The following is a 20,509-nucleotide window of genomic DNA, read 5'->3' as shown; positions in this document are numbered from 1 at the left end:
CGAGTTAACGGATCTCAACCATGGCGCGACCGCCACGAGCTTCCACTAACTCACCAATCGCGGTGAGGTCGATGCCAAACTGCGCCGCTGCCGCTTTAACTTCAGCCTCAGCTTCCGGCGTTACCGCCAGTAGCAAACCGCCGGAGGTTTGCGGATCGCAGAGCAGATCGCGTACCGACTGCGGCATTTCACCCATCAGGTGGCCGTAGCTGGCAAAGTTACGCTGGGTGCCACCCGGCACTGCGCCCAGTGCAATGTACTCTTCAACACCGGGAAGCTTAGGAATATCCTGGTAGACGATCTGCGCCTGAATGCCGGCCCCCTGACACATCTCACTCAGATGTCCCAGCAGACCAAAACCAGTAACGTCGGTCATGGCTTTCACGCCGTCTATGTCGGCGAATGCCGCACCAGCAATGTTCATCTGGCACATCACTTCCGTCGCCAGTCCTTTGTGTTCGTCCTTCAGCAGTGATTTTTTTTCTGCGGTAGTCAGGACGCCAATCCCCAGCGGCTTGGTCAGGAACAGTTTGCATCCTGCCTCGGCGGTGCTGTTTTTCTTCACACGTTCGGTCGGGACAATACCGGTTACCGCCAGACCAAAGATAGGCTCAGGGGCATCAATAGAGTGACCGCCCGCCAGCGCGATACCCGCCTGACGGCAGGCAAAGCGCCCACCTTCGGTGACTTCGCGGGCGATTTCCGGCGCCAGCTTATCAAGCGGCCAGCCAAGAATAGCAATTGCCATAATCGGTTTGCCGCCCATGGCGAAAATATCGCTGATGGCGTTAGTGGCGGCAATACGCCCAAAATCAAACGGATTATCGACAATCGGCATAAAAAAATCGGTGGTACTGATTACGCTGGTACCGTTCCCCAGATCGTATACCGCCGCGTCATCGCGTGTTTCATTACCCACCAGTAAGTTCGGATCAACAAACTTCGCCTGCTCACTGTGCAGGATGGTTTCCAGTACTTTGGGGGAAATTTTACAACCGCAACCGGCTCCGTGGCTGTATTGCGTTAAACGAATAGCTTGCTCGCTCATGGACATCTCCTGTCAGTGCAATCCGGATATGGTAGCGCTCATTCCATGATGTGGTAAGAGTGACTGTCTGAATTCGGGTCTCTTTGCTCATAATCCAGACAGTTTTGCCGTTGTTATCAGAAATAACGGACGAATGCGCTCGGATCGGCCAGGTTAATCGTCGAGGAGGGTTTGAGCTGCGGTGTGCCCAGATAGAGGAAACCGACGATTTTATCCTGTGGACGACAGTCGAATGCTTCGCGAACAACCGCACTTTCGGTTAATGCACCGCTGCGCCAGATACCGCCAAAGCCTTGGGCAACTGCCGCCATCTGCATGGCCATTACTGCACAACCGGCAGACATTTCCTGTTCCCACAGCGGAACCTTGTCGTTTTCTTCACATTTCGCCACCACGGTAATAATCAGCGGCGCGCGAAACGGTGCGCTGCGCGCTTTTTCCTGAGCTTTTTCATCGCTACCTGCGGCAATCGCGCCTTTCTCAAGTACGGCGCTAAAGCGTTCACGCCCTTCTCCCTCAATGACATAGAATTGCCACGGTTGCAGCGTTTTGTGGTCCGGAGCGCGCATTCCCGCCCGCAGAATATTTTGCAGTTGCTCTCCTGTCGGGGCTGGCTCGACGAGACGAGAAGCGCTACGACGGGTGATAAGTAATTCGAGTGCATCCATTTGCTTAACTCCAACAATGAAATTTGTTCACAAAATTAACACGTGAGCGGATTTTGTTACAGCACAGGCGGCGATTCCTGCTGACAAGTGCCTGTCGGGTCATTACGATAGCCTCATCTTAACGCCTTTCTCCGGAATTTCGGGTGGCGTGTTGTTAATCGGTAGGGAGAATACATGCGAACCCTGTGGCGATTTATTGCCGGATTTTTTAAATGGACATGGCGATTACTCAATTTCGTCCGTGAATTTGTGCTTAACCTGTTCTTCATCTTTTTGGTGCTGGTTGGTGTGGGCATCTGGATGCAGGTCAGTAGCAGCAACACCAGCGAACATGCTGAGCGAGGCGCACTGCTGCTGGATATCTCGGGCGTGATTGTTGATAAGCCCTCGAGTACCAGTCGCTTAAGCGTTATTGGCCGTCAGTTGTTTGGCGCCAGTTCCGATCGTCTGCAGGAAAACTCCCTGTTCGATATCGTGAATACCATTCGCCAGGCGAAAGATGACCGCAACATCACCGGTATCGTGATGGACCTGAAAAACTTTGCCGGGGCCGATCAGCCGTCCATGCAGTATATCGGCAAAGCGCTACGGGAATTCCGCGATAGCGGTAAACCGGTCTTTGCCGTGGGCGATAACTTCAGCCAGGGGCAGTATTATCTCGCCAGTTTTGCCAACAAAATTTACCTCTCTCCACAAGGTTCCGTTGATCTGCACGGCTTTGCCACCAACGGCCTGTACTACAAATCCTTGCTCGACAAGCTGAAAGTTTCCACACACGTGTTCCGCGTCGGAACCTATAAGTCTGCCGTCGAGCCATTTATCCGCGATGATATGTCTCCTGCCGCGCGTGAAGCAGACAGCCGCTGGATCGGCGAGCTGTGGCAGAACTATCTCGACACGGTCGCCGCCAACCGCCAAATCCCTGCGCAACAGGTGTTCCCCGGCGCGCAGGCCATGCTGGACGGTTTGACGAAAGTCGATGGTGATACCGCGAAATATGCGCTCGACAACAAACTGGTGGATGCACTCGCCTCCAGCGCTGAAGTCGAAAAAATGCTGACCAAACAGTTTGGCTGGAGCAAAGCGGATAAAAACTACCGCGCCATCAGCTATTACGATTACACGCTGAAAACCCCGGCCGACACTGGCGACAGTATTGGCGTTATCTTCGCCAATGGCGCGATTATGGACGGTGAAGAAACGCCTGGGAATGTGGGCGGTGACACCACTGCCGCACAAATCCGTGAAGCACGTCTTGATCCGAAAGTGAAAGCCATTGTTCTGCGCGTAAACAGCCCTGGTGGCAGCGTGAGCGCCTCTGAAGTGATCCGTGCTGAGCTGGCTGCGGCAAAAGCGGCGGGTAAACCGGTTGTGGTGTCCATGGGCGGCATGGCAGCCTCCGGTGGGTACTGGATCTCCACGCCAGCCAACTACATTGTGGCGAACCCCAGCACTCTGACCGGTTCAATCGGCATCTTTGGTGTGATCAATACCGTTGAAAATAGCCTGGACTCTATCGGCGTACATACTGACGGCGTAGCGACCTCCCCGCTGGCGGATATCTCCGTCACCAAAGCATTACCGCCGGAAGTGCAGCAGATGATGCAACTGAGCATTGAGAACGGCTACAAGCGCTTTATCACGCTGGTCGCAGATGCGCGTAAGACAACGCCTGAGCAGATTGACAAAATCGCCCAGGGCCACGTCTGGACCGGTCAGGATGCGAAGGCCAACGGTCTGGTAGATAGCCTCGGTGATTTTGACGACGCCATCGCGAAAGCGGCTGAGCTTGGCAAACTGAAACAGTGGCACATTGAGTATTATCAGGACGAACCAACATTCGTTGATATGGTGATGAACAGCATGTCAGGCTCCGTTCGTGCCATGTTACCTGACGCCATACAGGCTATGCTCCCGCCACCGCTGGCCTCTGCGGCCAGTGCAGTAAAAGCCGAAAGCGATAAGCTGGCCGCATTCAACGATCCGCAAAACCGCTATGCGTTTTGCCTGACCTGCGCCAACGTTCGCTAACTATTGACCCCTCTTCGGGATGAAGAGGGGTTTTCTTTGAGACAGAAGAAAAGTCATGCAGAAAAAATCAATTTACGTTGCCTATACCGGCGGTACCATTGGTATGCAGCGCTCAGAACAGGGTTATATTCCCGTTTCCGGTCACCTGCAGCGCCAGCTGGCATTGATGCCTGAATTCCACCGTCCGGAGATGCCAGACTTCACCATCCACGAATACGCCCCGCTGATGGATTCCTCCGATATGACACCGGAAGACTGGCAGCATATTGCGGAAGACATTAAAGCGCACTACAACGATTATGATGGCTTTGTTATTCTGCACGGCACCGACACCATGGCGTTTACGGCTTCGGCGCTCTCTTTTATGCTGGAAAATCTGGGTAAGCCCGTAATTGTGACAGGGTCACAAATACCGTTAGCCGAGCTACGCTCAGACGGGCAAATCAACCTGCTCAATGCGCTGTACGTTGCGGCAAATTATCCGATTAATGAAGTGACTCTGTTTTTCAACAATCGACTATTTCGTGGCAACCGTACCACTAAAGCGCACGCCGATGGTTTTGACGCCTTTGCCTCACCCAACCTTGCACCGCTGCTGGAGGCAGGGATCCACATTCGTCGCCTGGGGACACCGCCTGCACCACATGGCACCGGCGAACTGATTGTGCACCCTATTACGCCACAACCGATTGGCGTGGTCACCATTTACCCCGGTATCTCCGCTGATGTGGTGCGAAACTTCCTGCGCCAGCCGGTAAAAGCGTTAATTCTGCGTTCTTACGGCGTGGGCAATGCGCCGCAAAATAAAGAGTTTCTGCAAGAACTTGAAGATGCGAGCTCACGTGGCATTGTGGTGGTTAACCTGACCCAGTGCATGTCCGGCAAGGTAAATATGGGGGGCTATGCGACGGGGAATGCCCTGGCACATGCGGGTGTGATTGGCGGCGCGGATATGACGGTCGAAGCCACGCTCACCAAATTGCACTATTTACTGAGTCAGGGACTGGATACGCAGACCATTCGTGAAGCAATGACGCAAAATCTGCGCGGTGAGCTTACCCCGGACGAATAAAGGAGTTTATGCCCATGACCCGAGCCTTACTGTTGGTCGATTTACAAAATGACTTTTGTGCCGGTGGTGCGCTCGCCGTTCCGCAAGGCGACAGCACAATTGATATTGCCAACCGTCTGATTGACTGGTGTGCCATACGCGGTGACACCGTCGTTGCCAGCCTGGACTGGCACCCGGCTCATCACGGCAGCTTTGCCAGTCAGCATCAGGTTGCCCCCTACAGTCAGGGACAACTCGATGGCCTCGCGCAAACCTTCTGGCCTGACCATTGCGTACAGCACAGCGAAGGTGCAAGCCTGCATCCACTGCTGAACCAGCGGGCAATAACTCAAACCTTTACCAAGGGCGAGAACCCGCTGGTCGACAGTTACAGTGCGTTTTTTGATAACGGTCGTCGCCAGGCTACAGCACTGAATGCGTGGCTACAGCAACATCATATTACCGACCTCATCATCATGGGGCTGGCAACTGATTATTGCGTCAAATTTACCGTTCTCGATGCGCTCGACTTGGGTTATACCGTCAGCGTTATTACCGACGGTTGCCGTGGCGTTAATATTCAACCCCAGGACAGTGTAAACGCCTTTATAGATATGGCGGCGGCGGGCGCAACGCTGTATACACTTGATGACTGGCTGGAAACCCAACGCTAATTGATGCCGACAGGATCCCCCTGTCGGCACGTTATCTCAAGCCAGTGTTGAAATCTCTTCCAGCGAAACTTTGCGTGTTTCGATGCCAAAGCAAAAAAGAATCAGAGCGCACAGCACCAGCATTATGCCTAGCACGATAAAGACCGTGATCGAGCCGTAGCGGGTCAATAAGATTGCGACGCCATAGGGAGTAAATACTGCGACAATTCTTCCCACAGCATTCACAAAGCCTGATCCCCGCAATCTAAGGTGTGTGGGCCACAGTTCGGGGACATATACCGCAGAGGCAAAGCACACGTACATATACAAAAAAAAGATCATCACCAGCCCATAGCTCAAAATAGCCCACTCTTCGGTTTGAATTGAATAGAAATAGCCGAGCAGCGCGATAATAATCAACAAGAATGAACCAAACAATCGCCGTGGAAAACGATCGATAATCAGTGTGGCGATAAATATTCCAACGGGTGCGCCAATCATAATTATCGCGGTCATAAAAATAGATTTCGTCACATCTATTCCCGAATTAACAAAAATCGTCGGGATCCATACCGTAATAGTATAGAGCGAAATATTCATCGCGATAAGCACGGTGATTGCCACCAGCGTGCAACGCAACATCGCCCCTTTGAACAAGAGCCAAAATGAATCACTTTCCGTGCATATATCAGTCGTCAGGCAATCGCTATGACAGGAAGGTAAAGTGATGTTTTTTTCTTTCTGAATTTGGAGTTCCACCTGCAGAAGATGTTTTTCAGCTTCGTTTCTCTGTCCTTTGCCAGCCAGCCAACGAGGAGATTCAATATAGTACTTCCCCGACAGATACCATGCTAAGAGCATTGCCATGCCACCGAGTAAAAACATCATCCGCCAGCTTAGAAAGGCGATAATCACAACGCCAATTGCCGCGGACAGCATCGGCGACCAGTTGCCGACAAACGACAGGCGAGCAGACCACTTCCCACGTACCCCGGGCGGAATAAATTCAGTAAATGAGGCATAGCCCACCATAATTAGCGCTCCCATTCCACTCCCCATCAGGAAGCGGAAAAAGATAAGCCAGTACATGTTAGGCACAAACGTTGCCACACAGGCAGAGATCCCGACGATCAGCAAATTGAAGCGGAACGCTTTGCGTCGACCAAGATAATCACCAATAAAGCCACCGGTTAGTGAACCAATAAAATAGCCAAACATCAGAGCCGAGGTAAACATGGCGTTGAGGTAATTATTAGACCAACCGGTACTGACTAATTTTGCCAATACCACATTCCCGGAATAGCTGAGAAAACCGGTGACTAATAAACTAAAACTGATAATGCCGAAAATACGAAAATGAAATCGAGATAAAGGTAAGCGATCTAATCTTGCACCGATAGGGTCACATTGTTCCATCTGGATGCCTCAAATTAAGCTAAATAGAAAGTATGGCGATCGCGGCAAAAAATTTGCCGCGCCATCCATCATCATTAGATTCTTATGGCATTTCCCAGGTGCAAATTAAAATAATATCGACACGACCCACGTTAAAATTAATATACGAGTTGAATATTATTCTCTTTGCAAAATGCAATCCACTCTGCACCCGGTGCCTTATTGGTTATCAGGTAATTAATATGGCTAAAGTCCACGAGCTGGACGAACGCTTTACGATCGAACTTCGAATGATCAACTAACAGAGCTACTTCGGTCGCCTGGCGGATCATCGTCTTTTTGATTTCCGCTTCCGCTTCGTTAGAGTCAAGCGCTCCGCTCTGCATATCCAGACCTTTGCAGCTCATCACCAGGATATCAACATGATAGCGGCTGATAATCTCCTTGGTGATCCTTCCCTGAAGCGACAGCGTATTCTTATTTAATTCACCGCCAGTTGAAACAACATTAATCTCTGACTGTGCCAGTTCATGAAAAGCTTCAGCTGAGTTGGTCAGTAGCGTCAGATCGTTTCTTTCCTTCAACAGTTTCAATAATTCCATCGCGGTACTGCTGGAATCTGCAGCCATGGTGGTCTTATTTTTAATAAACGGTAATGCATTACGGGCAATGATCTGCTTTTCTTCAAAAAAAGATTTTGCACGCTTATAAAAATGGATATTGTCGGACAACGCGGTGGTGTTGAGTACAGCACCGCCATATGTTCGGGTCAAAAAACCTTCATCTTCCAGTTTTTCCAGATCGCGGCGAATCGTTTCTTCAGTTACCTGAAAGATCGAGCTTAAATTAGATACCGCTACTTTCTTATCATTCGCCACCATTTGCTTAATGGCCTGAATCCTGTCTTTTGCCGCCACGATGACACCTCTGTTTCCTGCAAAGTAATAATAAGACCCAAGTATCTCACAGGCTATGTTTATTTTCAAAAGAACATGTCTGAATCACAGATTTTAATACTATTTTACACAGAAACAGAGGTAGCTCCCATTTGGCCTATATTGTATCCAATGCCTCAGCCATTCGCCTCATCAATAAAGAATCATCATCGGTCAGGGAAATCGTTAATGCCTGAACATTTTCACGAACCTGTTCAGGTGCGGTTGCGCCGCTCAGCAAGGTGATTAAATCGCTTTGCTGTAAAATCCACGCCAGTGCCAGCGCGGGGATTGTACAGCGGTATTTTTCGCACAATGGCCGCCATTGCTCAAGCATGTCAATCACCCGTAGCATATTGTCCCGTTGGAACCAGACTTTGTTGGCCCGCGCTCCGCCTGGGATATAATCGCGATCAATAGTTCCGGTCAGCAGCCCCTGCTCAAGCGGTGAATATACCTGCACCACGATGCCATGCTGCTGGCATAACGGCAGCAGTTCAGCCTCCAGTGCCCGGTCAAGGATGCTGTACTTAGCCTGGATGATATCCAGCTCACCGTGTTTGAGATACTCCCTGATATGTTCCGCATCAACGTTCGCCGCACCAATAGAACGAATTTTCCCCTCTTTCTTGAGTGCGTTTAGTGTATCGACGGTTTCCGCAATCGGCGTAAAACAGGGTTCGACCGACTGCCAGTGGGTCATGTAGATATCAATGCTCTCAATACCCAGTCTTTGCAGGCTGGCATCCACCTCTTCGCGAATCGACTCGGGCGTGAGATTTTTATACAACTGCCGGTCGCCCACTTTGTTAAACAAACTTCCTGTTCGCTCCCAGACGATGCCGCATTTGGTTTCAACAACGATATCGTTACGCGGCAGCTTTTTCAGTGCCTGTCCGACAATCACCTCACTATTACCGAAGTTGTAACCTGGCGCGGTATCAATCAAATTAATACCGCAGCGATGCGCCTCAACAATGGTATCAATACAGGCCTGCAAATCGAGATCGCCGTTCCATGCCGGACCGCCGCCAATCGCCCAGGTGCCTAATCCCATGCGGGAAAGCGTAATATCCGTATTGCCTAAAGGAATCATTTTCATCTGCCGCTATTATCCTTCATATTCATCGAGAAGTTGTTCAACCAACTTTCTGTTCTTCACACCCGTCGTGGCCCCTACGCTCAAAACCGATATGGCTGCCGTTGCATTAGCAAACAGCGCGCATTCACGCAGGGTTTTGCCTTCAAGCAGTGCGGAAATAAATCCCGAGGCAAAATTGTCTCCCGCGCCGATAGTGTCGATGGCGGTAATTCCAGAAACGGCTGGAACCTCGATTTTCATGTCGACACGCTTGATAAAGCAGCCTCTCTTGCCGGTCTTAATCACAACTGTTTTCACACCACAGTTCAGGAAACTGTCGGCAATGTCATCCAGCGTCTCTTTCCCGGTGAGGAGTTTTGCCTCCTCAAAATTAGGAAACAGATAATCCACGTAGCTCAATGCCTGTTGGATATCTTCCAGTGTTTCATTAAGCCGCGGTTTGATCATATCCGCGCAGATAATTAACCGATGCGCTTTCGCCTGAGTGAAAATTGCCGTCAGTGCATCGCCATCCAGTAACGGGCTATTAAAAATACTCGCCAACGACAGCAGTTTTGCCTGCGAGAAGCGGTCAAAATCAACATCGCTGATATTCAGCTTCCACAGACTGCCGTTACGGTTAGTCACAAAAGTACGCTCGCCATCGGCGGTGACTAATCCCACGTTAATAGATGTATCAATTGCGGCATCCTGTTTCAGGCTCAGAATATCTATATTCTCCCGACGACAGTGGTCGAGAATAAAATGGCCTGCTGCATCAGCACCTACCCGGCTCATTAACGCTGTACGATGCCCAAGACGAGAAATAATTGTCGCTTCATTAATTGCGTCGCCGCCGGTTGTCATCGCTATTCGTTCTAACGGATAAGAGTCGACATCAAAGATATTTTTACTCACAGGCTGCAAAGGAATATCAACAATAGCAGCCCCTATACAAATAACCTCGATATTATCCATATTGTCATTCCGCTTTACCGTCAGAACCAAACAATTTAATTTTCTCCAGCGCGCGCTCTTTTACCGCTTTGCGAACTTCACGTTCAACGTGCAGGAAGGGCTGATTTTGGTTCTCCTGCACTGCCACCATGGCAGCCTGGCACAGTTCGGTATGAATATTGATTTTAGAGATACCTAATGAAATGGCTTTTTTGATATCCGCATCGCTGATACCCGACGCACCATGCAGCACCAGTGGAATGGATACGGCTTCCCGCACGCGTTTAACCACGTCGAAATTCAGTTTCGGCTCTGAGGTATAGACGCCGTGCTGATTACCAATCGCCACCGCCAGCGAATCACAGCCGGTACGCTCGACAAATTCCGCCGCCTGGTTCGGATCGGTATAGTGATAACCCGCCAGTGCTTCTTCATATACCGTTTCATTGCCCACATGGCCCAGTTCAGCTTCGACCGGCACACCCAGCGGATGGAAAAAATCCACGGCCTCTTTTGTCAGACGAATATTCTCTTCGAAATCAAAAGCAGAGGCATCACGCATCAGCGAATTCATGCCATGAGTCCAGGCATTATGGATAATCTCCATGCTGCGTCCGTGATCCCAGTGGGTAATAACTGGAACCGAGGCCTTTTTAGCCATTGAAACCATCATGTGCGAAAAATCTTCGAACGAGGTGTTACCCACAAAACCAGTACCGAAGGAGATAATCACTGGCGATTTTGATTCTTCAGCCGCATCAATCACCCCCATTAGCATTTCTGCATTCCACACGTTGAAGTGAGCAATCGCATAATGTTTATTTTGGGCATCATTTTCCCAATATTTAATATCTGCCAGCATAGTTATTTCTCCCTTTTCGATAAATTAATGATTTACTTTAATTACGCCTTTAATAATTTCGCTTTTGTTATTAACGGATTCATCAAACGCGCGCTGAACATCTGCATAATCGTAAATATGCGTCACCATCGATTTCACATCGAACCGGCCGGAGGATATGGCTTCAATAGTAACCGGATAGCGGTTGGCGTAACGGAAAACGGTCTGAATAGACACTTCGCGGTTAATTTTGAGGAAATTAATTGCGGAATCACCGGGTACTGTACCGACGATCATGATTTTCCCTCCGCGCATCACCAGATACGGCGCCTGCTTAACGGTGATGGCTGAACCGGCAGTTTCGAAAACAATGTCCGCGCCCATATCGCCAGAAAACTGCTGGCAGCGGGCAATGGTGTCCTCTTTTGCACCGTTGATAACGGCTGTCGCCCCGAGTTGTTCGGCCATCGCCAGACGTTTGTCCAGCACATCAACCACCGCGATCTCGGTTGCGCCCAAGCATTTACACGCTTGCAGAGTCATTAAACCAATACACCCCGCCCCGAGAATGACGATTTTCTTACCCGGTTTAACGTCTGCCAGCATTGCAGCATGCATACCTACAGCTGCAGGTTCCACCAGCGCACCTTCCAGGGTGTCCATGTTATCGGGCAATTTGTAAGTGAAACTCTCTGGATGACAAAGATAGTGGGTTAGCGCGCCGCGATAGTTGGGCTGCGTGGCCATAAAGTCAACATCAGGGCAGATGTTGTATTTCCCTTCCAGGCAGTAGCGGCAGTGACCGCACGGTACACCGGGTTCAATATTCACCCGATCACCCGGTTTAAATTTGGTTACACGGCTACCTACCGTCACCACCGTACCGGCGCATTCATGCCCCAGACCAATTTCCTGATGAGGATCTTTCGGTGGAATAAAAGGACCTGATTCAAAACCGTGAACATCTGAACCGCAAATACCAACGTATTCAACTTTAATCAGCACTTCATGTTCATTGGGCACCGGAATATCGGCGGCGATGATTTTCATCGTGCCCGGCGTTTTTAATATCGCTTTCGAGTTTTTCATTTTATTTCCCGTCAATATTATTTGCTGGTAACTACATCAATCCCAAGACTTTCGACAGAGACGCCTTTGGTTTCAATTCCGATGGTAGCAATGGCAATAGCGACAATGATGGAGACCACACCTAACAGTACAAACACCCCTGTCACACCGTAACCATTAAGTAATACTGCGACCGCATAAGGTGCGGCGATACCACTGACACGCCCGACAGCGTTGGCCAGTCCCGAACCGCGAAGTTTCGCTTCGGTCGGCCATATTTCCGGAACATATACAGCGGAGGCATAACAAACATACATATAGACAAAGGTAATCAGGAAAAAACCGATTAATGTAATTAGCAGCATACTGGTTTGTAGCGAATAGATATAACCCAGCACTGCAATTAACACTAATAACCCCACCCCCATTGTTTTTCTCGGAATTTTATCCATGACCAGCATGGCGATAAAAATCCCAAACGGCGCACCGAACATGCTCATCGTATTTAAGACAATGGAGTCTTTCAGATTAATACCCTGGGTCATAAATATTGTCGGTAGCCAGTTAATTAATGTGTACTGAACGACGTTCATGGCAATCAGAACAAAAGAACCCAAAATAACCCGCTTCAGCAATACGCCGGTTAATAAGGCGGAGTACGGTACAGAACGCGGTTGTTTGCCATTATCCTTTATCACGACTGGCGGCAGAGGCTGACCGGTCTGTCGAATGACACCTTCTTCAATTACCCGCATCACCTTTTCGGCTTCCTGGTAGCGACCGCGAGATTCAAGCCAGCGAGGCGACTCAGGGAAACTGCGCCAGGCAATAACAGTTGCTATGAGCGACAGTACTGCTGGAATCAACAGCTGTACGCGCCAGTTCCATTCTGCGCTGATAAGTGGCGTCAGCCCCATCGCGATCAGTGAACAGAGCGGGTAAGACCAGTTGCCGATAAACGAAACCCGACTCGACCAGGTACCACGATTTCTGCCAGGCATATATTCCGTAAACCCGGCAAATAAAGTGACCAGCAACGCACCTAATCCAACGCCCATCACAAAGCGACAGGCGATCAGGAAAGTCATATTGGGTGAAAACGCACCCACTATCATAGAAATAATATGAATCGCTTCATACAGAATAAACGCGTTTTTACGCCCGATTTTATCGCCAATAATTCCCCCACCGAGCGCACCGAGGAACATTCCAGCTGTCGTAATGGCAGAGAACGTGGCGGTAGTAGAATTATCAGTCCAGCCAAGTTCTTTTAACTGCGCGAGAATTAATCCGCCGACAGCATTACTCCAGCAAACCAGTAATCCGAAGGCAACCATGGCAAACATTGACGTATGCCAGCGACAGTCAGGCAGCCTGTCCAACCTCGCGCCGCAGTGCGGTTTTGCTATTTGTTCCATCCGGGAACCTTCCTTTAATAAATGGGGTTATTCATCAAAGTCGTAGGTCATGATGACCTTAATCGCGGTCTTATCGACCATCGCGTCAAAACCTTCTCGCCATTGGGATAAGCCGATACGGTGAGTGATCATCGGTTTGACTTTTATCGCACCGCTCGCGAGCAGGCGAATAGCATTGCGCCAGGAAGTGGAATCGTAGGCCATATGACCAATGATGCTTTTATTCCACGCAGTGATGTCGTTAATAGAAAAATCGAGAGGTTTGAAGCCCATCCCCACGCGGACAACTTCACCGTTAGGACGCAGCATTTCGATAGATTGTTTCAGGGCAATATTTGCACCGGAACATTCGATGACCAGTCCCAGATTGTCTTTCCCGCAGATCTCCTGACAACGTGCGACCACATCTTCGGTCGAACCATTGACGACAGCCGTGGCCCCCATTTCTTTGGCTATCGGGAAACGCACCGCGACATCGTCTTCCAGCCCGACCATCACGATATTAACGGCCCCCATAATGCGCGCCATTTGTACGGAAAAAAGTCCTAGTGGGCCTGTACCAAAAACCACCACATCCTGACCCGGAAGAAATTTGGATTGCTGAGCGATAGATTTGTAGGCATTGCAGATAGGATCGAGTACAGCCGCCTCTTCATAATCAACGCCTGTTGGGATTTCCCACAACGCATGACGGTGAATTTTGAGGATCTCCCCAGGAACCAAACAATATTTTGAAAACCCACCTCCCCAGGTATTGTTATCCAGACCTAAATTCACCTTTTCTGTACAACAAAGAAAATCACCTTGCTCGCAAGCCGGACAAACGCCACAGACGTGCCCGCTGTTGTCAGAAACCACTCGTTGACCGACTTTCCAGTCCTTAACCTTATCGCCAACTTGCACAATTTGGCCGGCAAATTCGTGACCACGAATCGAATTGAACTGATCAGATCCACTGTCGACGTTATAGTGTTTCATGTCCGCGCCGCAGATAGCTGCCGCCTTAATTTCAATCACTACGTCATCCTGGCCGCATACCGGTTCCGGGACATCAATCATCTTGTAGCCGCCAAAGGCCTTGCCAAATCTTGCCAGTGCTTTCATTGAATTTTCCTTTGTGTTTAGTTTTGCATCACCTGGCATCATATTTATCCATATAATTTTTGAGGTCAACATAAAATCTTTAAAACAAAGATATCAATCTGCATTTCACAACTTAGATCACAAATAAGTGCCAGAATAAACGGAAAGCCAAAGGCACATCGTAGCCGCCTGGCTAAAATGCCGTGAACCCTTTCGCATTTTTTCTGTTATGAAACTGTTAACCTGAAAGTGCTGTTTTTTTTCGCCATCCCATTTCCGTGGCGTGTTTGCTTGTTTAAATGTCAAAGAGGAACACCGATGAAACTTTTGCCTTTGTTGGCAGCATTACCCCTGCTCTGCGCGAGCGTTGTTTCCGCCAGTTCGCTGATGTCTGTTGGCTATTTCAATGGCGGTGGCGATGTCACCGCGGGTCCTGGTGGCGACATCAATAAACTGGATGTTCGTCAGATAACCCATCTCAACTATTCTTTTGGTCTTGTCTATAACAATGAAAAAGACGAGACCAATGACGCCTTAAAAGATGCCAGCAAGCTCCATCAAATTTGGCTTTCACAGAAAGTGCAGGATGATTTGCTGAAAATTCCACAGCTGCGTAAACAGAATCCGAACCTGAAAGTTCTGCTTTCCGTCGGCGGCTGGGGCGCACGCGGTTTCTCTGGGGCTGCAGCAACGAAAGAATCACGCGCGGTGTTTATTCAGTCTGCGCAGGAGATAATTGCGAAATATGGACTTGATGGCATCGACCTTGACTGGGAATATCCGGTTAACGGGGCATGGGGGCTGGTTGAAAGCCAACCAGCCGACCGCGCGAACTTTACCGCGCTGTTAACAGAACTGCGTGCCGCGTTAGGTCATAAAAAACTGCTAACCATCGCCGTGGGTGCGAATGCGGAAAGTCCGAAAAGCTGGGTAGATGTGAAAGCCATTGCGCCATCGCTCGATTACATCAACCTGATGACCTATGACATGGCTTACGGCACCCAGTATTTTAACTCGAACCTGTATAATTCGACGCAATGGCCGACGGTCGCTGCGGCGGATAAGTACAGCGCCGATTTTGTGGTCAGTAACTATCTCGCAGCCGGTCTGAAACCGAGCCAAATGAATCTGGGCATTGGCTTTTATGGACGCGTACCAAAACGCGCCATTGAGCCAGGCATTGACTGGAGCAAACCTGACGCGCAGAAAAAACCGGCTACCCAGCCCTATTTCGGGCCAGCGCAAATTGAGTTGTTCAAATCACTGGGCGTCGATCTGAGCAAAGATACCTATGTGAAGTACAACGATATTGTGGCGAAGTTGATCAACGATCCGCAAAAACGCTTTAGCCAACATTGGGATGATGAAGCGAAAGTGCCGTGGCTGTCGGTGCAGTCTGCGGATGGAAAAACACTCTTTGCCCTCTCCTATGAAAATCCGCGTTCGGTGGCGATAAAAGCCGACTACATCAAAAGCAAAGGGTTGGGAGGCGCCATGTTCTGGGAGTACGGCGCAGATGACAATAATCAATTGGCGAAGCAGTTAGCCGATTCGCTAGGCATCAAACACTGATCCCAACGCCTGACACAATAGGTTATGATTAGCCCATTCTGCTGCGCCAGCTTTTGGCGCAGCTCTTCATTATCTACTGGAGGCATGCGCTTTTATGGCTTTTATCCCTAAAAATTACGCCCGTCTGGAAGTCGGATACCGGGAAAAGGCGCTAAAACTCTTCCCCTGGGTTTGCGGACGTTGTTCACGTGAGTTCGTGTATTCCAATCTGCGCGAGCTGACGGTACATCACATCGATCACGATCACTCCAATAACCCGGAAGATGGTAGCAACTGGGAGATGCTGTGCCTGTATTGCCACGATCATGAGCATTCGAAATATACTGAGGTGGATCAGTATGGTTCTACTGTAGTGGCGGGGGAAGATGCGCAGAAAGACGTCGGCGAGGCGAAATATAATCCGTTTGCCGATCTGAAAGCGATGATGAATAAGAAATAACATCAACTGCGGGCCCGACACCGATGTTTGTCGGGCCTGGATAATCAGGATTTAAACGTCGCAATCGGTTCGGGCATAATACCAAATTCCACTTTCAGCTGTTGCTTACTCTTCATCACCATCTCACCATTGGTATCAATCGTCATATGCTGCGCGTCAATATTGTTTCGCGCCTGCCATAACATCACCAGCTGTAAACTGTTCTCTTTTTGTTCTGCCGTTAGCGCGACGCCATCCGGCCATTTTCCGAGTTCAACGGCTGTAGATAAGCGCTGGTAAACTTCCGGCGTCATGCTGTTGATCATCTCATCAAGATTCATGTTAAATCCACTCTTCGTAGAATAATTTGCTGAATCGTTTCCTCAGCCCTTGGTTTGCCCACCGTTTTCACCATCGGTGAAGTTCAAAGACGCTGAGTTAACGCAGTAACGTTCACCGGTAGGTTTAGGGCCATCCGGAAAGACGTGTCCGAGGTGCGCATCACAGTTACCACAGCGAATTTCAATGCGCTGCATGCCATGTGACGTATCTTTTATGTAACGGATAGCCTCTTCACTGACGGGCTCGTAAAAGCTGGGCCAGCCGCAACCAGAGTCATATTTTGTCTCGGAAAGAAATAGCGGTTTATCGCAGATCAGACAATGGTAGATGCCGTCACGCTTGTTATGCAGCAAACGCCCGGTAAATGGCGGTTCTGTCCCGTGATTCTGCGTCACGTAGAACTGCATTTCGGTTAAATTTTTTTTCAGTTCTTCTGGAGAAGGTTGATTAGCCATTTGCTCACATCTCACTTTATCTAAACTCACATTGCGAGACAGATTCTAACAAAACATTAACACCGGAGTGCGAACTTTTGTTCTAAACTTGATCCTTGCGAAATGGCAGCCTGTAATTCGTGATCAGACTCACGTTTTTATCTTAATTGCCCTTTAAAATTCGGGCCGCCGACCCCATGTGGTTCCAAGCCCAAAGGAAGAGTGAGGCGAGTCAGTTGCGCAAAGCTTAGGCAGCAGATTGATTTGTCGCAATGATTGACACGATTCCGCTTGACGCTGCGTAAGGTTTTTGTAATTTTACAGGCAACCTTTTATTCACTAACAAATAGCTGGTGGAATATATGACTATCAAAGTAGGTATCAACGGTTTTGGCCGTATCGGTCGCATTGTTTTCCGTGCTGCTCAAGAACGCTCTGACATCGAGATCGTTGCAATCAACGACCTGTTAGACGCTGACTACATGGCTTACATGCTGAAATATGACTCCACTCACGGCCGTTTCAACGGTACCGTTGAAGTGAAAGACGGTCATCTGATCGTAAACGGTAAAAAAATCCGTGTTACCGCTGAACGTGATCCGGCTAACCTGAAATGGGACGAAGTTGGTGTTGACGTAGTTGCTGAAGCTACTGGCCTGTTCCTGACAGACGAAACCGCTCGTAAGCACATCACTGCTGGCGCGAAAAAAGTGGTTCTGACTGGTCCGTCCAAAGATAACACTCCGATGTTTGTTAAAGGCGCTAACTTTGACAAATACGAAGGTCAGGACATCGTTTCTAACGCTTCCTGCACCACTAACTGCCTGGCTCCGCTGGCTAAAGTTATCAACGACAACTTCGGCATCATCGAAGGTCTGATGACAACTGTTCACGCGACCACCGCTACTCAGAAAACCGTTGATGGCCCGTCTCACAAAGACTGGCGCGGCGGCCGCGGCGCATCCCAGAACATCATCCCGTCCTCTACCGGTGCTGCTAAAGCTGTAGGTAAAGTTCTGCCAGAACTGAACGGCAAACTGACTGGTATGGCGTTCCGCGTTCCTACCCCGAACGTATCCGTTGTTGACCTGACCGTTCGTCTGGAAAAAGCTGCTTCTTACGAAGAAATTAAGAAAGCAATCAAAGCTGCTTCCGAAGGCCCGATGAAAGGCGTTCTGGGTTACACCGAAGACGACGTAGTATCTACCGATTTCAACGGTGAAGTTTGCACTTCCGTGTTCGATGCTAAAGCAGGTATCGCACTGAACGACAACTTCGTGAAACTGGTATCCTGGTACGACAACGAAACCGGCTACTCTAACAAAGTTCTGGATCTGATTGCTCACATCTCCAAATAAGTTGAGATGAAACAGTAATCTGTAAGAGCGACTCTGGTCGCTCTTTTTTTTGCCTGAAGATACCCGTCATACTTCAAGTTGCAGGTGTGTTGGCTACGCTCTCTCACTCGAATCGCTTACTACAGTAAGCTCATCGAGGTGAATCAGGGACATCCATGTCCCTGACCGAAGGCAACCTTCGGTTGTTCAAATTCGTTCCTGACGAATTTGTCGTTCACTTGCCGCCGTCCTGCAACCCGAATTATTCAAGGTTAAAAAGGATTGCGTAATGATTAATAAAATTTTTGCACTTCCGGTAATCGAACAAATTACCCCTGTCCTATCCCGCCGTCAGCTTGATGAGCTTGAGGTTCTTGTTGTCGATCACCCACAGGTTAAAGCTTCTTTCGCGCTGCAGGGCGCACATCTTCTATCCTGGAAACCAAACGGCGAAGAGGAAGTCCTGTGGCTAAGTAACAATACCCCGTTCAAAACCGGCGTAGCGCTGCGTGGCGGCGTCCCCATTTGCTGGCCGTGGTTTGGCCCGGCGACTCAACAAGGTTTGCCTTCTCATGGTTTTGCTCGTAACTTGCCATGGACGCTGAAAGCGCACAATGAAGACGACAATGGCGTGGTCCTGACATTTGAGCTGCAAAGTAGCGCTGAAACGCGTCAGCTGTGGCCACACGAATTCTGCTTGCTAGCCCGCTTCAAAGTAGGCGCCACCTGCGAGATGGAACTGGAAGCTCACGGTGAGTTTGAAACCACCTCCGCGCTGCATACCTATTTCAACGTCGGTGATATTGCGGCAGTGAAAGTCAGTGGTCTTGGCGATCGCCTGATCGATAAAGTGAATGATGCTAAAGAAGATGTACTGGCTGACGGCATTCAGACTTTCCCAGACCGCACCGATCGTGTTTATCTGAATCCGCAAGCGTGCAGCGTCATTCATGATGATGCGCTGAATCGCAATATTAACGTGATCCATCACCACCATCTGAACGTTGTCGGCTGGAACCCGGGCCCGGCGCTATCCATTAGCATGGGTGACATGCCGGATGATGGCTACAAAACGTTTGTTTGCGTCGAAACGGCTTACGCGACCGAACCGCAGAAAACTACCGCCGAGAAACCGTCTCGCCTGGCGCAAACCATTCAGGTTGCTAAACGCTAAGATTGTATCCATTGCCTGAAACAGCTCAGAGCACCATGCCGGATGCGGCTAACGCCTTATCCGGCCTACAAACAACACGTAGCCGGAGACCTGAGCATCGTCATTTGACAAATCAGACCATATCCAGCGCCGTTTTACCTTTTGGTGCCGGATATGCCTCATCCAACAGCTTCAGTTCATCAACCGAGAGCATGATTTCCAACGCGGCAGCATTTTGTTCGACATGCGCTACGCTTGCCGCTTTTGGGATCGCCATCACGCCCGAAAGACGAATCACCCACGCCAGTAAAATCTGCGCGACGCTAACATGGTGTGTGTGTGCGATGTCGTTGACCACAGGGTTAGAAAGCAAGCCACTGCGCAATCGCCCCGCCTGAGCCAGCGGACTGTAAGCCATGACCGGCATCTGCTGCTGCTGGCACCACGGCAGTAAATCATATTCAATACCGCGCGATGCCAGATGATAGAGCACCTGGTTAGTTGCACATTCCCGCCCACCAGCGACCTGCCATAACGCCTGCATATCATCGTAATCGAGATTAGACACCCCCCAACGGCGAATTTTGCCCTGTGCGATAAGCACTTCCATGGCGTCAACGGTCTCGGCAAATGAAAAATCTCCCGTCCAGTGCAACAAGTAGAGATCCAGATAATCGGTTTTCAGTCGGCGAAGACTCGCTTCACAAGCAGCAATGGCCTTCTGCCCACCCGCATTCCATGGGTAAACTTTCGAGACTAAAAAAGCGCTATCACGGCACCCCGTCAATGCTTCACCAACCACCTCTTCCGCTGCACCATCAGCATACATTTCGGCGGTATCGATCAGCCGCAGGCCGAGATCCAAACCAGCCCGCAGCGCAGATACTTCATCCCGGCGTCGGCCAGCATCCTCGCCCATATACCATGTACCCTGCCCAATAGCAGGAAGTGATACCTGTTTTGTAAACATCACCTGTTTCACGGTCATCGCACCCTCCTGTGTTGATGCACCACAGTAAAGCAA

20 protein-coding genes are annotated in these 20,509 nt (G+C 49.8%); 7 read left to right on the top strand and 13 right to left on the bottom strand.

All coding sequences use genetic code 11. The features are described from left to right. Window positions 1-4: 4 nt before the first annotated feature. Together selD and OGY15_RS10310 are read right to left on the bottom strand one after the other, a co-directional pair. The gene (selD, locus tag OGY15_RS10315; protein ID WP_187252559.1) at window positions 5-1,048 is read right to left on the bottom strand and encodes a selenide, water dikinase SelD; all 1,044 of its coding nucleotides are present in this window, start codon (window positions 1,046-1,048) and stop codon (window positions 5-7) included. A gap of 116 nt (window positions 1,049-1,164) precedes the next feature. Beyond that, window positions 1,165-1,716, bottom strand: a complete 552-nt coding sequence (locus tag OGY15_RS10310; RefSeq protein ID WP_286539013.1) for an NAD(P)H nitroreductase — start codon at window positions 1,714-1,716, stop codon at window positions 1,165-1,167. A gap of 174 nt (window positions 1,717-1,890) precedes the next feature. Between OGY15_RS10310 and sppA the strand changes: the two genes are divergently transcribed. Genes sppA through pncA form a run of 3 tightly spaced genes read left to right on the top strand, consistent with a single transcriptional unit; the run spans window position 1,891 to window position 5,472 of the window. Further along, window positions 1,891-3,747, top strand: a complete 1,857-nt coding sequence (gene sppA, locus OGY15_RS10305) for a signal peptide peptidase SppA (RefSeq protein ID WP_187252561.1) — start codon at window positions 1,891-1,893, stop codon at window positions 3,745-3,747. Window positions 3,748-3,802: 55 nt separating this feature from the next. Then, window positions 3,803-4,819 (top strand): asparaginase, encoded by a 1,017-nt coding sequence (gene ansA, locus OGY15_RS10300; RefSeq protein ID WP_151225356.1) that lies wholly within the window; start codon window positions 3,803-3,805, stop codon window positions 4,817-4,819. 14 nt (window positions 4,820-4,833) lie between these two features. Further along, window positions 4,834-5,472: a bifunctional nicotinamidase/pyrazinamidase gene (gene pncA, locus OGY15_RS10295; RefSeq protein WP_286539012.1), complete on the top strand. Its 639-nt coding sequence runs from the start codon at window positions 4,834-4,836 to the stop codon at window positions 5,470-5,472. Between the two features lie 36 nt (window positions 5,473-5,508). Here the strand turns inward: pncA and OGY15_RS10290 are convergent, their stop codons facing one another. The 8 genes from OGY15_RS10290 to OGY15_RS10255 form a co-directional block, all read right to left on the bottom strand. Further along, the gene (locus tag OGY15_RS10290) at window positions 5,509-6,867 is read right to left on the bottom strand and encodes an MFS transporter (protein WP_278237888.1); all 1,359 of its coding nucleotides are present in this window, start codon (window positions 6,865-6,867) and stop codon (window positions 5,509-5,511) included. Between the two features lie 137 nt (window positions 6,868-7,004). Next, window positions 7,005-7,763, bottom strand: a complete 759-nt coding sequence (locus OGY15_RS10285; RefSeq protein ID WP_048211911.1) for a DeoR/GlpR family DNA-binding transcription regulator — start codon at window positions 7,761-7,763, stop codon at window positions 7,005-7,007. A 136-nt stretch (window positions 7,764-7,899) separates the two neighbouring features. Further along, window positions 7,900-8,883 carry an NADH-dependent methylglyoxal reductase gene (gene ydjG, locus OGY15_RS10280; RefSeq protein WP_278237887.1) on the bottom strand — a complete coding sequence of 328 codons (984 nt, stop codon included), beginning with the start codon at window positions 8,881-8,883 and terminating at the stop codon, window positions 7,900-7,902. Window positions 8,884-8,892: 9 nt separating this feature from the next. Continuing rightward, window positions 8,893-9,840 carry a carbohydrate kinase family protein gene (locus tag OGY15_RS10275; protein ID WP_278237886.1) on the bottom strand — a complete coding sequence of 316 codons (948 nt, stop codon included), beginning with the start codon at window positions 9,838-9,840 and terminating at the stop codon, window positions 8,893-8,895. Between the two features lie 4 nt (window positions 9,841-9,844). Then, window positions 9,845-10,681: a ketose-bisphosphate aldolase gene (locus OGY15_RS10270; protein ID WP_278237885.1), complete on the bottom strand. Its 837-nt coding sequence runs from the start codon at window positions 10,679-10,681 to the stop codon at window positions 9,845-9,847. A gap of 24 nt (window positions 10,682-10,705) precedes the next feature. Next, window positions 10,706-11,749 carry an NAD(P)-dependent alcohol dehydrogenase gene (locus tag OGY15_RS10265; protein ID WP_278237884.1) on the bottom strand — a complete coding sequence of 348 codons (1,044 nt, stop codon included), beginning with the start codon at window positions 11,747-11,749 and terminating at the stop codon, window positions 10,706-10,708. Between the two features lie 17 nt (window positions 11,750-11,766). Continuing rightward, entirely contained in the window at window positions 11,767-13,146 is a 1,380-nt protein-coding gene (locus OGY15_RS10260) for an MFS transporter (RefSeq protein ID WP_286539011.1), read from the bottom strand. 27 nt (window positions 13,147-13,173) lie between these two features. Next, window positions 13,174-14,250, bottom strand: coding sequence for a zinc-binding dehydrogenase (locus OGY15_RS10255; protein ID WP_286539010.1), 1,077 nt, complete (start codon window positions 14,248-14,250; stop codon window positions 13,174-13,176). Between the two features lie 297 nt (window positions 14,251-14,547). On the opposite strand from OGY15_RS10255, the gene chiD reads away from it, so the two are divergent. Together chiD and yajD are read left to right on the top strand one after the other, a co-directional pair. Further along, the gene (gene chiD / locus OGY15_RS10250) at window positions 14,548-15,801 is read left to right on the top strand and encodes a chitinase ChiD (RefSeq protein ID WP_278237882.1); all 1,254 of its coding nucleotides are present in this window, start codon (window positions 14,548-14,550) and stop codon (window positions 15,799-15,801) included. Window positions 15,802-15,895: 94 nt separating this feature from the next. Continuing rightward, window positions 15,896-16,240 carry an HNH nuclease YajD gene (gene yajD / locus OGY15_RS10245; RefSeq protein WP_003030690.1) on the top strand — a complete coding sequence of 115 codons (345 nt, stop codon included), beginning with the start codon at window positions 15,896-15,898 and terminating at the stop codon, window positions 16,238-16,240. Between the two features lie 44 nt (window positions 16,241-16,284). Here the strand turns inward: yajD and OGY15_RS10240 are convergent, their stop codons facing one another. Together OGY15_RS10240 and msrB are read right to left on the bottom strand one after the other, a co-directional pair. Continuing rightward, window positions 16,285-16,560, bottom strand: coding sequence for a YeaC family protein (locus tag OGY15_RS10240; protein WP_151218986.1), 276 nt, complete (start codon window positions 16,558-16,560; stop codon window positions 16,285-16,287). 42 nt (window positions 16,561-16,602) lie between these two features. Further along, on the bottom strand, window positions 16,603-17,016 hold the full coding sequence (gene msrB / locus OGY15_RS10235; protein WP_252838264.1) for a peptide-methionine (R)-S-oxide reductase MsrB: 414 nt from the start codon (window positions 17,014-17,016) through the stop codon (window positions 16,603-16,605). 341 nt (window positions 17,017-17,357) lie between these two features. Between msrB and gapA the strand changes: the two genes are divergently transcribed. Further along, window positions 17,358-18,353, top strand: a complete 996-nt coding sequence (gapA, locus tag OGY15_RS10230) for a glyceraldehyde-3-phosphate dehydrogenase (protein WP_003030697.1) — start codon at window positions 17,358-17,360, stop codon at window positions 18,351-18,353. Window positions 18,354-18,621: 268 nt separating this feature from the next. Next, window positions 18,622-19,506, top strand: coding sequence for a D-hexose-6-phosphate mutarotase (locus OGY15_RS10225; RefSeq protein ID WP_151218984.1), 885 nt, complete (start codon window positions 18,622-18,624; stop codon window positions 19,504-19,506). Window positions 19,507-19,618: 112 nt separating this feature from the next. Here the strand turns inward: OGY15_RS10225 and OGY15_RS10220 are convergent, their stop codons facing one another. Next, entirely contained in the window at window positions 19,619-20,473 is an 855-nt protein-coding gene (locus OGY15_RS10220) for an aldo/keto reductase (RefSeq protein ID WP_252838263.1), read from the bottom strand. Window positions 20,474-20,509: the final 36 nt, after the last annotated feature.

This window comes from Citrobacter sp. Cu231 (genome assembly GCF_030332265.1).
Taxonomy (GTDB): Bacteria; Pseudomonadota; Gammaproteobacteria; order Enterobacterales; family Enterobacteriaceae; genus Citrobacter; species Citrobacter meridianamericanus.
The sequence above is the reverse complement of the archived record's forward strand: the minus strand, read 5'-3'. Positions and strand labels throughout refer to the sequence as shown.

Excerpts from the sequence above, each read along its gene's own strand:
- OGY15_RS10290 (WP_278237888.1), bottom strand. The coding sequence starts at position 6,867 with ATGGAACAATGTGACCCTATCGGTGCAAGATTAGATCGCTTACCTTTA.
- gapA (WP_003030697.1), top strand. The coding sequence starts at position 17,358 with ATGACTATCAAAGTAGGTATCAACGGTTTTGGCCGTATCGGTCGCATT.
- chiD (WP_278237882.1), top strand. The coding sequence starts at position 14,548 with ATGAAACTTTTGCCTTTGTTGGCAGCATTACCCCTGCTCTGCGCGAGC.
- OGY15_RS10255 (WP_286539010.1), bottom strand. The coding sequence starts at position 14,250 with ATGAAAGCACTGGCAAGATTTGGCAAGGCCTTTGGCGGCTACAAGATG.
- OGY15_RS10265 (WP_278237884.1), bottom strand. The coding sequence starts at position 11,749 with ATGAAAAACTCGAAAGCGATATTAAAAACGCCGGGCACGATGAAAATC.
- pncA (WP_286539012.1), top strand. The coding sequence starts at position 4,834 with ATGACCCGAGCCTTACTGTTGGTCGATTTACAAAATGACTTTTGTGCC.
- OGY15_RS10240 (WP_151218986.1), bottom strand. The coding sequence starts at position 16,560 with ATGAATCTTGATGAGATGATCAACAGCATGACGCCGGAAGTTTACCAG.
- OGY15_RS10275 (WP_278237886.1), bottom strand. The coding sequence starts at position 9,840 with ATGGATAATATCGAGGTTATTTGTATAGGGGCTGCTATTGTTGATATT.
- OGY15_RS10260 (WP_286539011.1), bottom strand. The coding sequence starts at position 13,146 with ATGGAACAAATAGCAAAACCGCACTGCGGCGCGAGGTTGGACAGGCTG.
- selD (WP_187252559.1), bottom strand. The coding sequence starts at position 1,048 with ATGAGCGAGCAAGCTATTCGTTTAACGCAATACAGCCACGGAGCCGGT.
- yajD (WP_003030690.1), top strand. The coding sequence starts at position 15,896 with ATGGCTTTTATCCCTAAAAATTACGCCCGTCTGGAAGTCGGATACCGG.
- OGY15_RS10270 (WP_278237885.1), bottom strand. The coding sequence starts at position 10,681 with ATGCTGGCAGATATTAAATATTGGGAAAATGATGCCCAAAATAAACAT.
- msrB (WP_252838264.1), bottom strand. The coding sequence starts at position 17,016 with ATGGCTAATCAACCTTCTCCAGAAGAACTGAAAAAAAATTTAACCGAA.
- ansA (WP_151225356.1), top strand. The coding sequence starts at position 3,803 with ATGCAGAAAAAATCAATTTACGTTGCCTATACCGGCGGTACCATTGGT.
- OGY15_RS10225 (WP_151218984.1), top strand. The coding sequence starts at position 18,622 with ATGATTAATAAAATTTTTGCACTTCCGGTAATCGAACAAATTACCCCT.
- ydjG (WP_278237887.1), bottom strand. The coding sequence starts at position 8,883 with ATGAAAATGATTCCTTTAGGCAATACGGATATTACGCTTTCCCGCATG.
- OGY15_RS10220 (WP_252838263.1), bottom strand. The coding sequence starts at position 20,473 with ATGACCGTGAAACAGGTGATGTTTACAAAACAGGTATCACTTCCTGCT.
- sppA (WP_187252561.1), top strand. The coding sequence starts at position 1,891 with ATGCGAACCCTGTGGCGATTTATTGCCGGATTTTTTAAATGGACATGG.
- OGY15_RS10310 (WP_286539013.1), bottom strand. The coding sequence starts at position 1,716 with ATGGATGCACTCGAATTACTTATCACCCGTCGTAGCGCTTCTCGTCTC.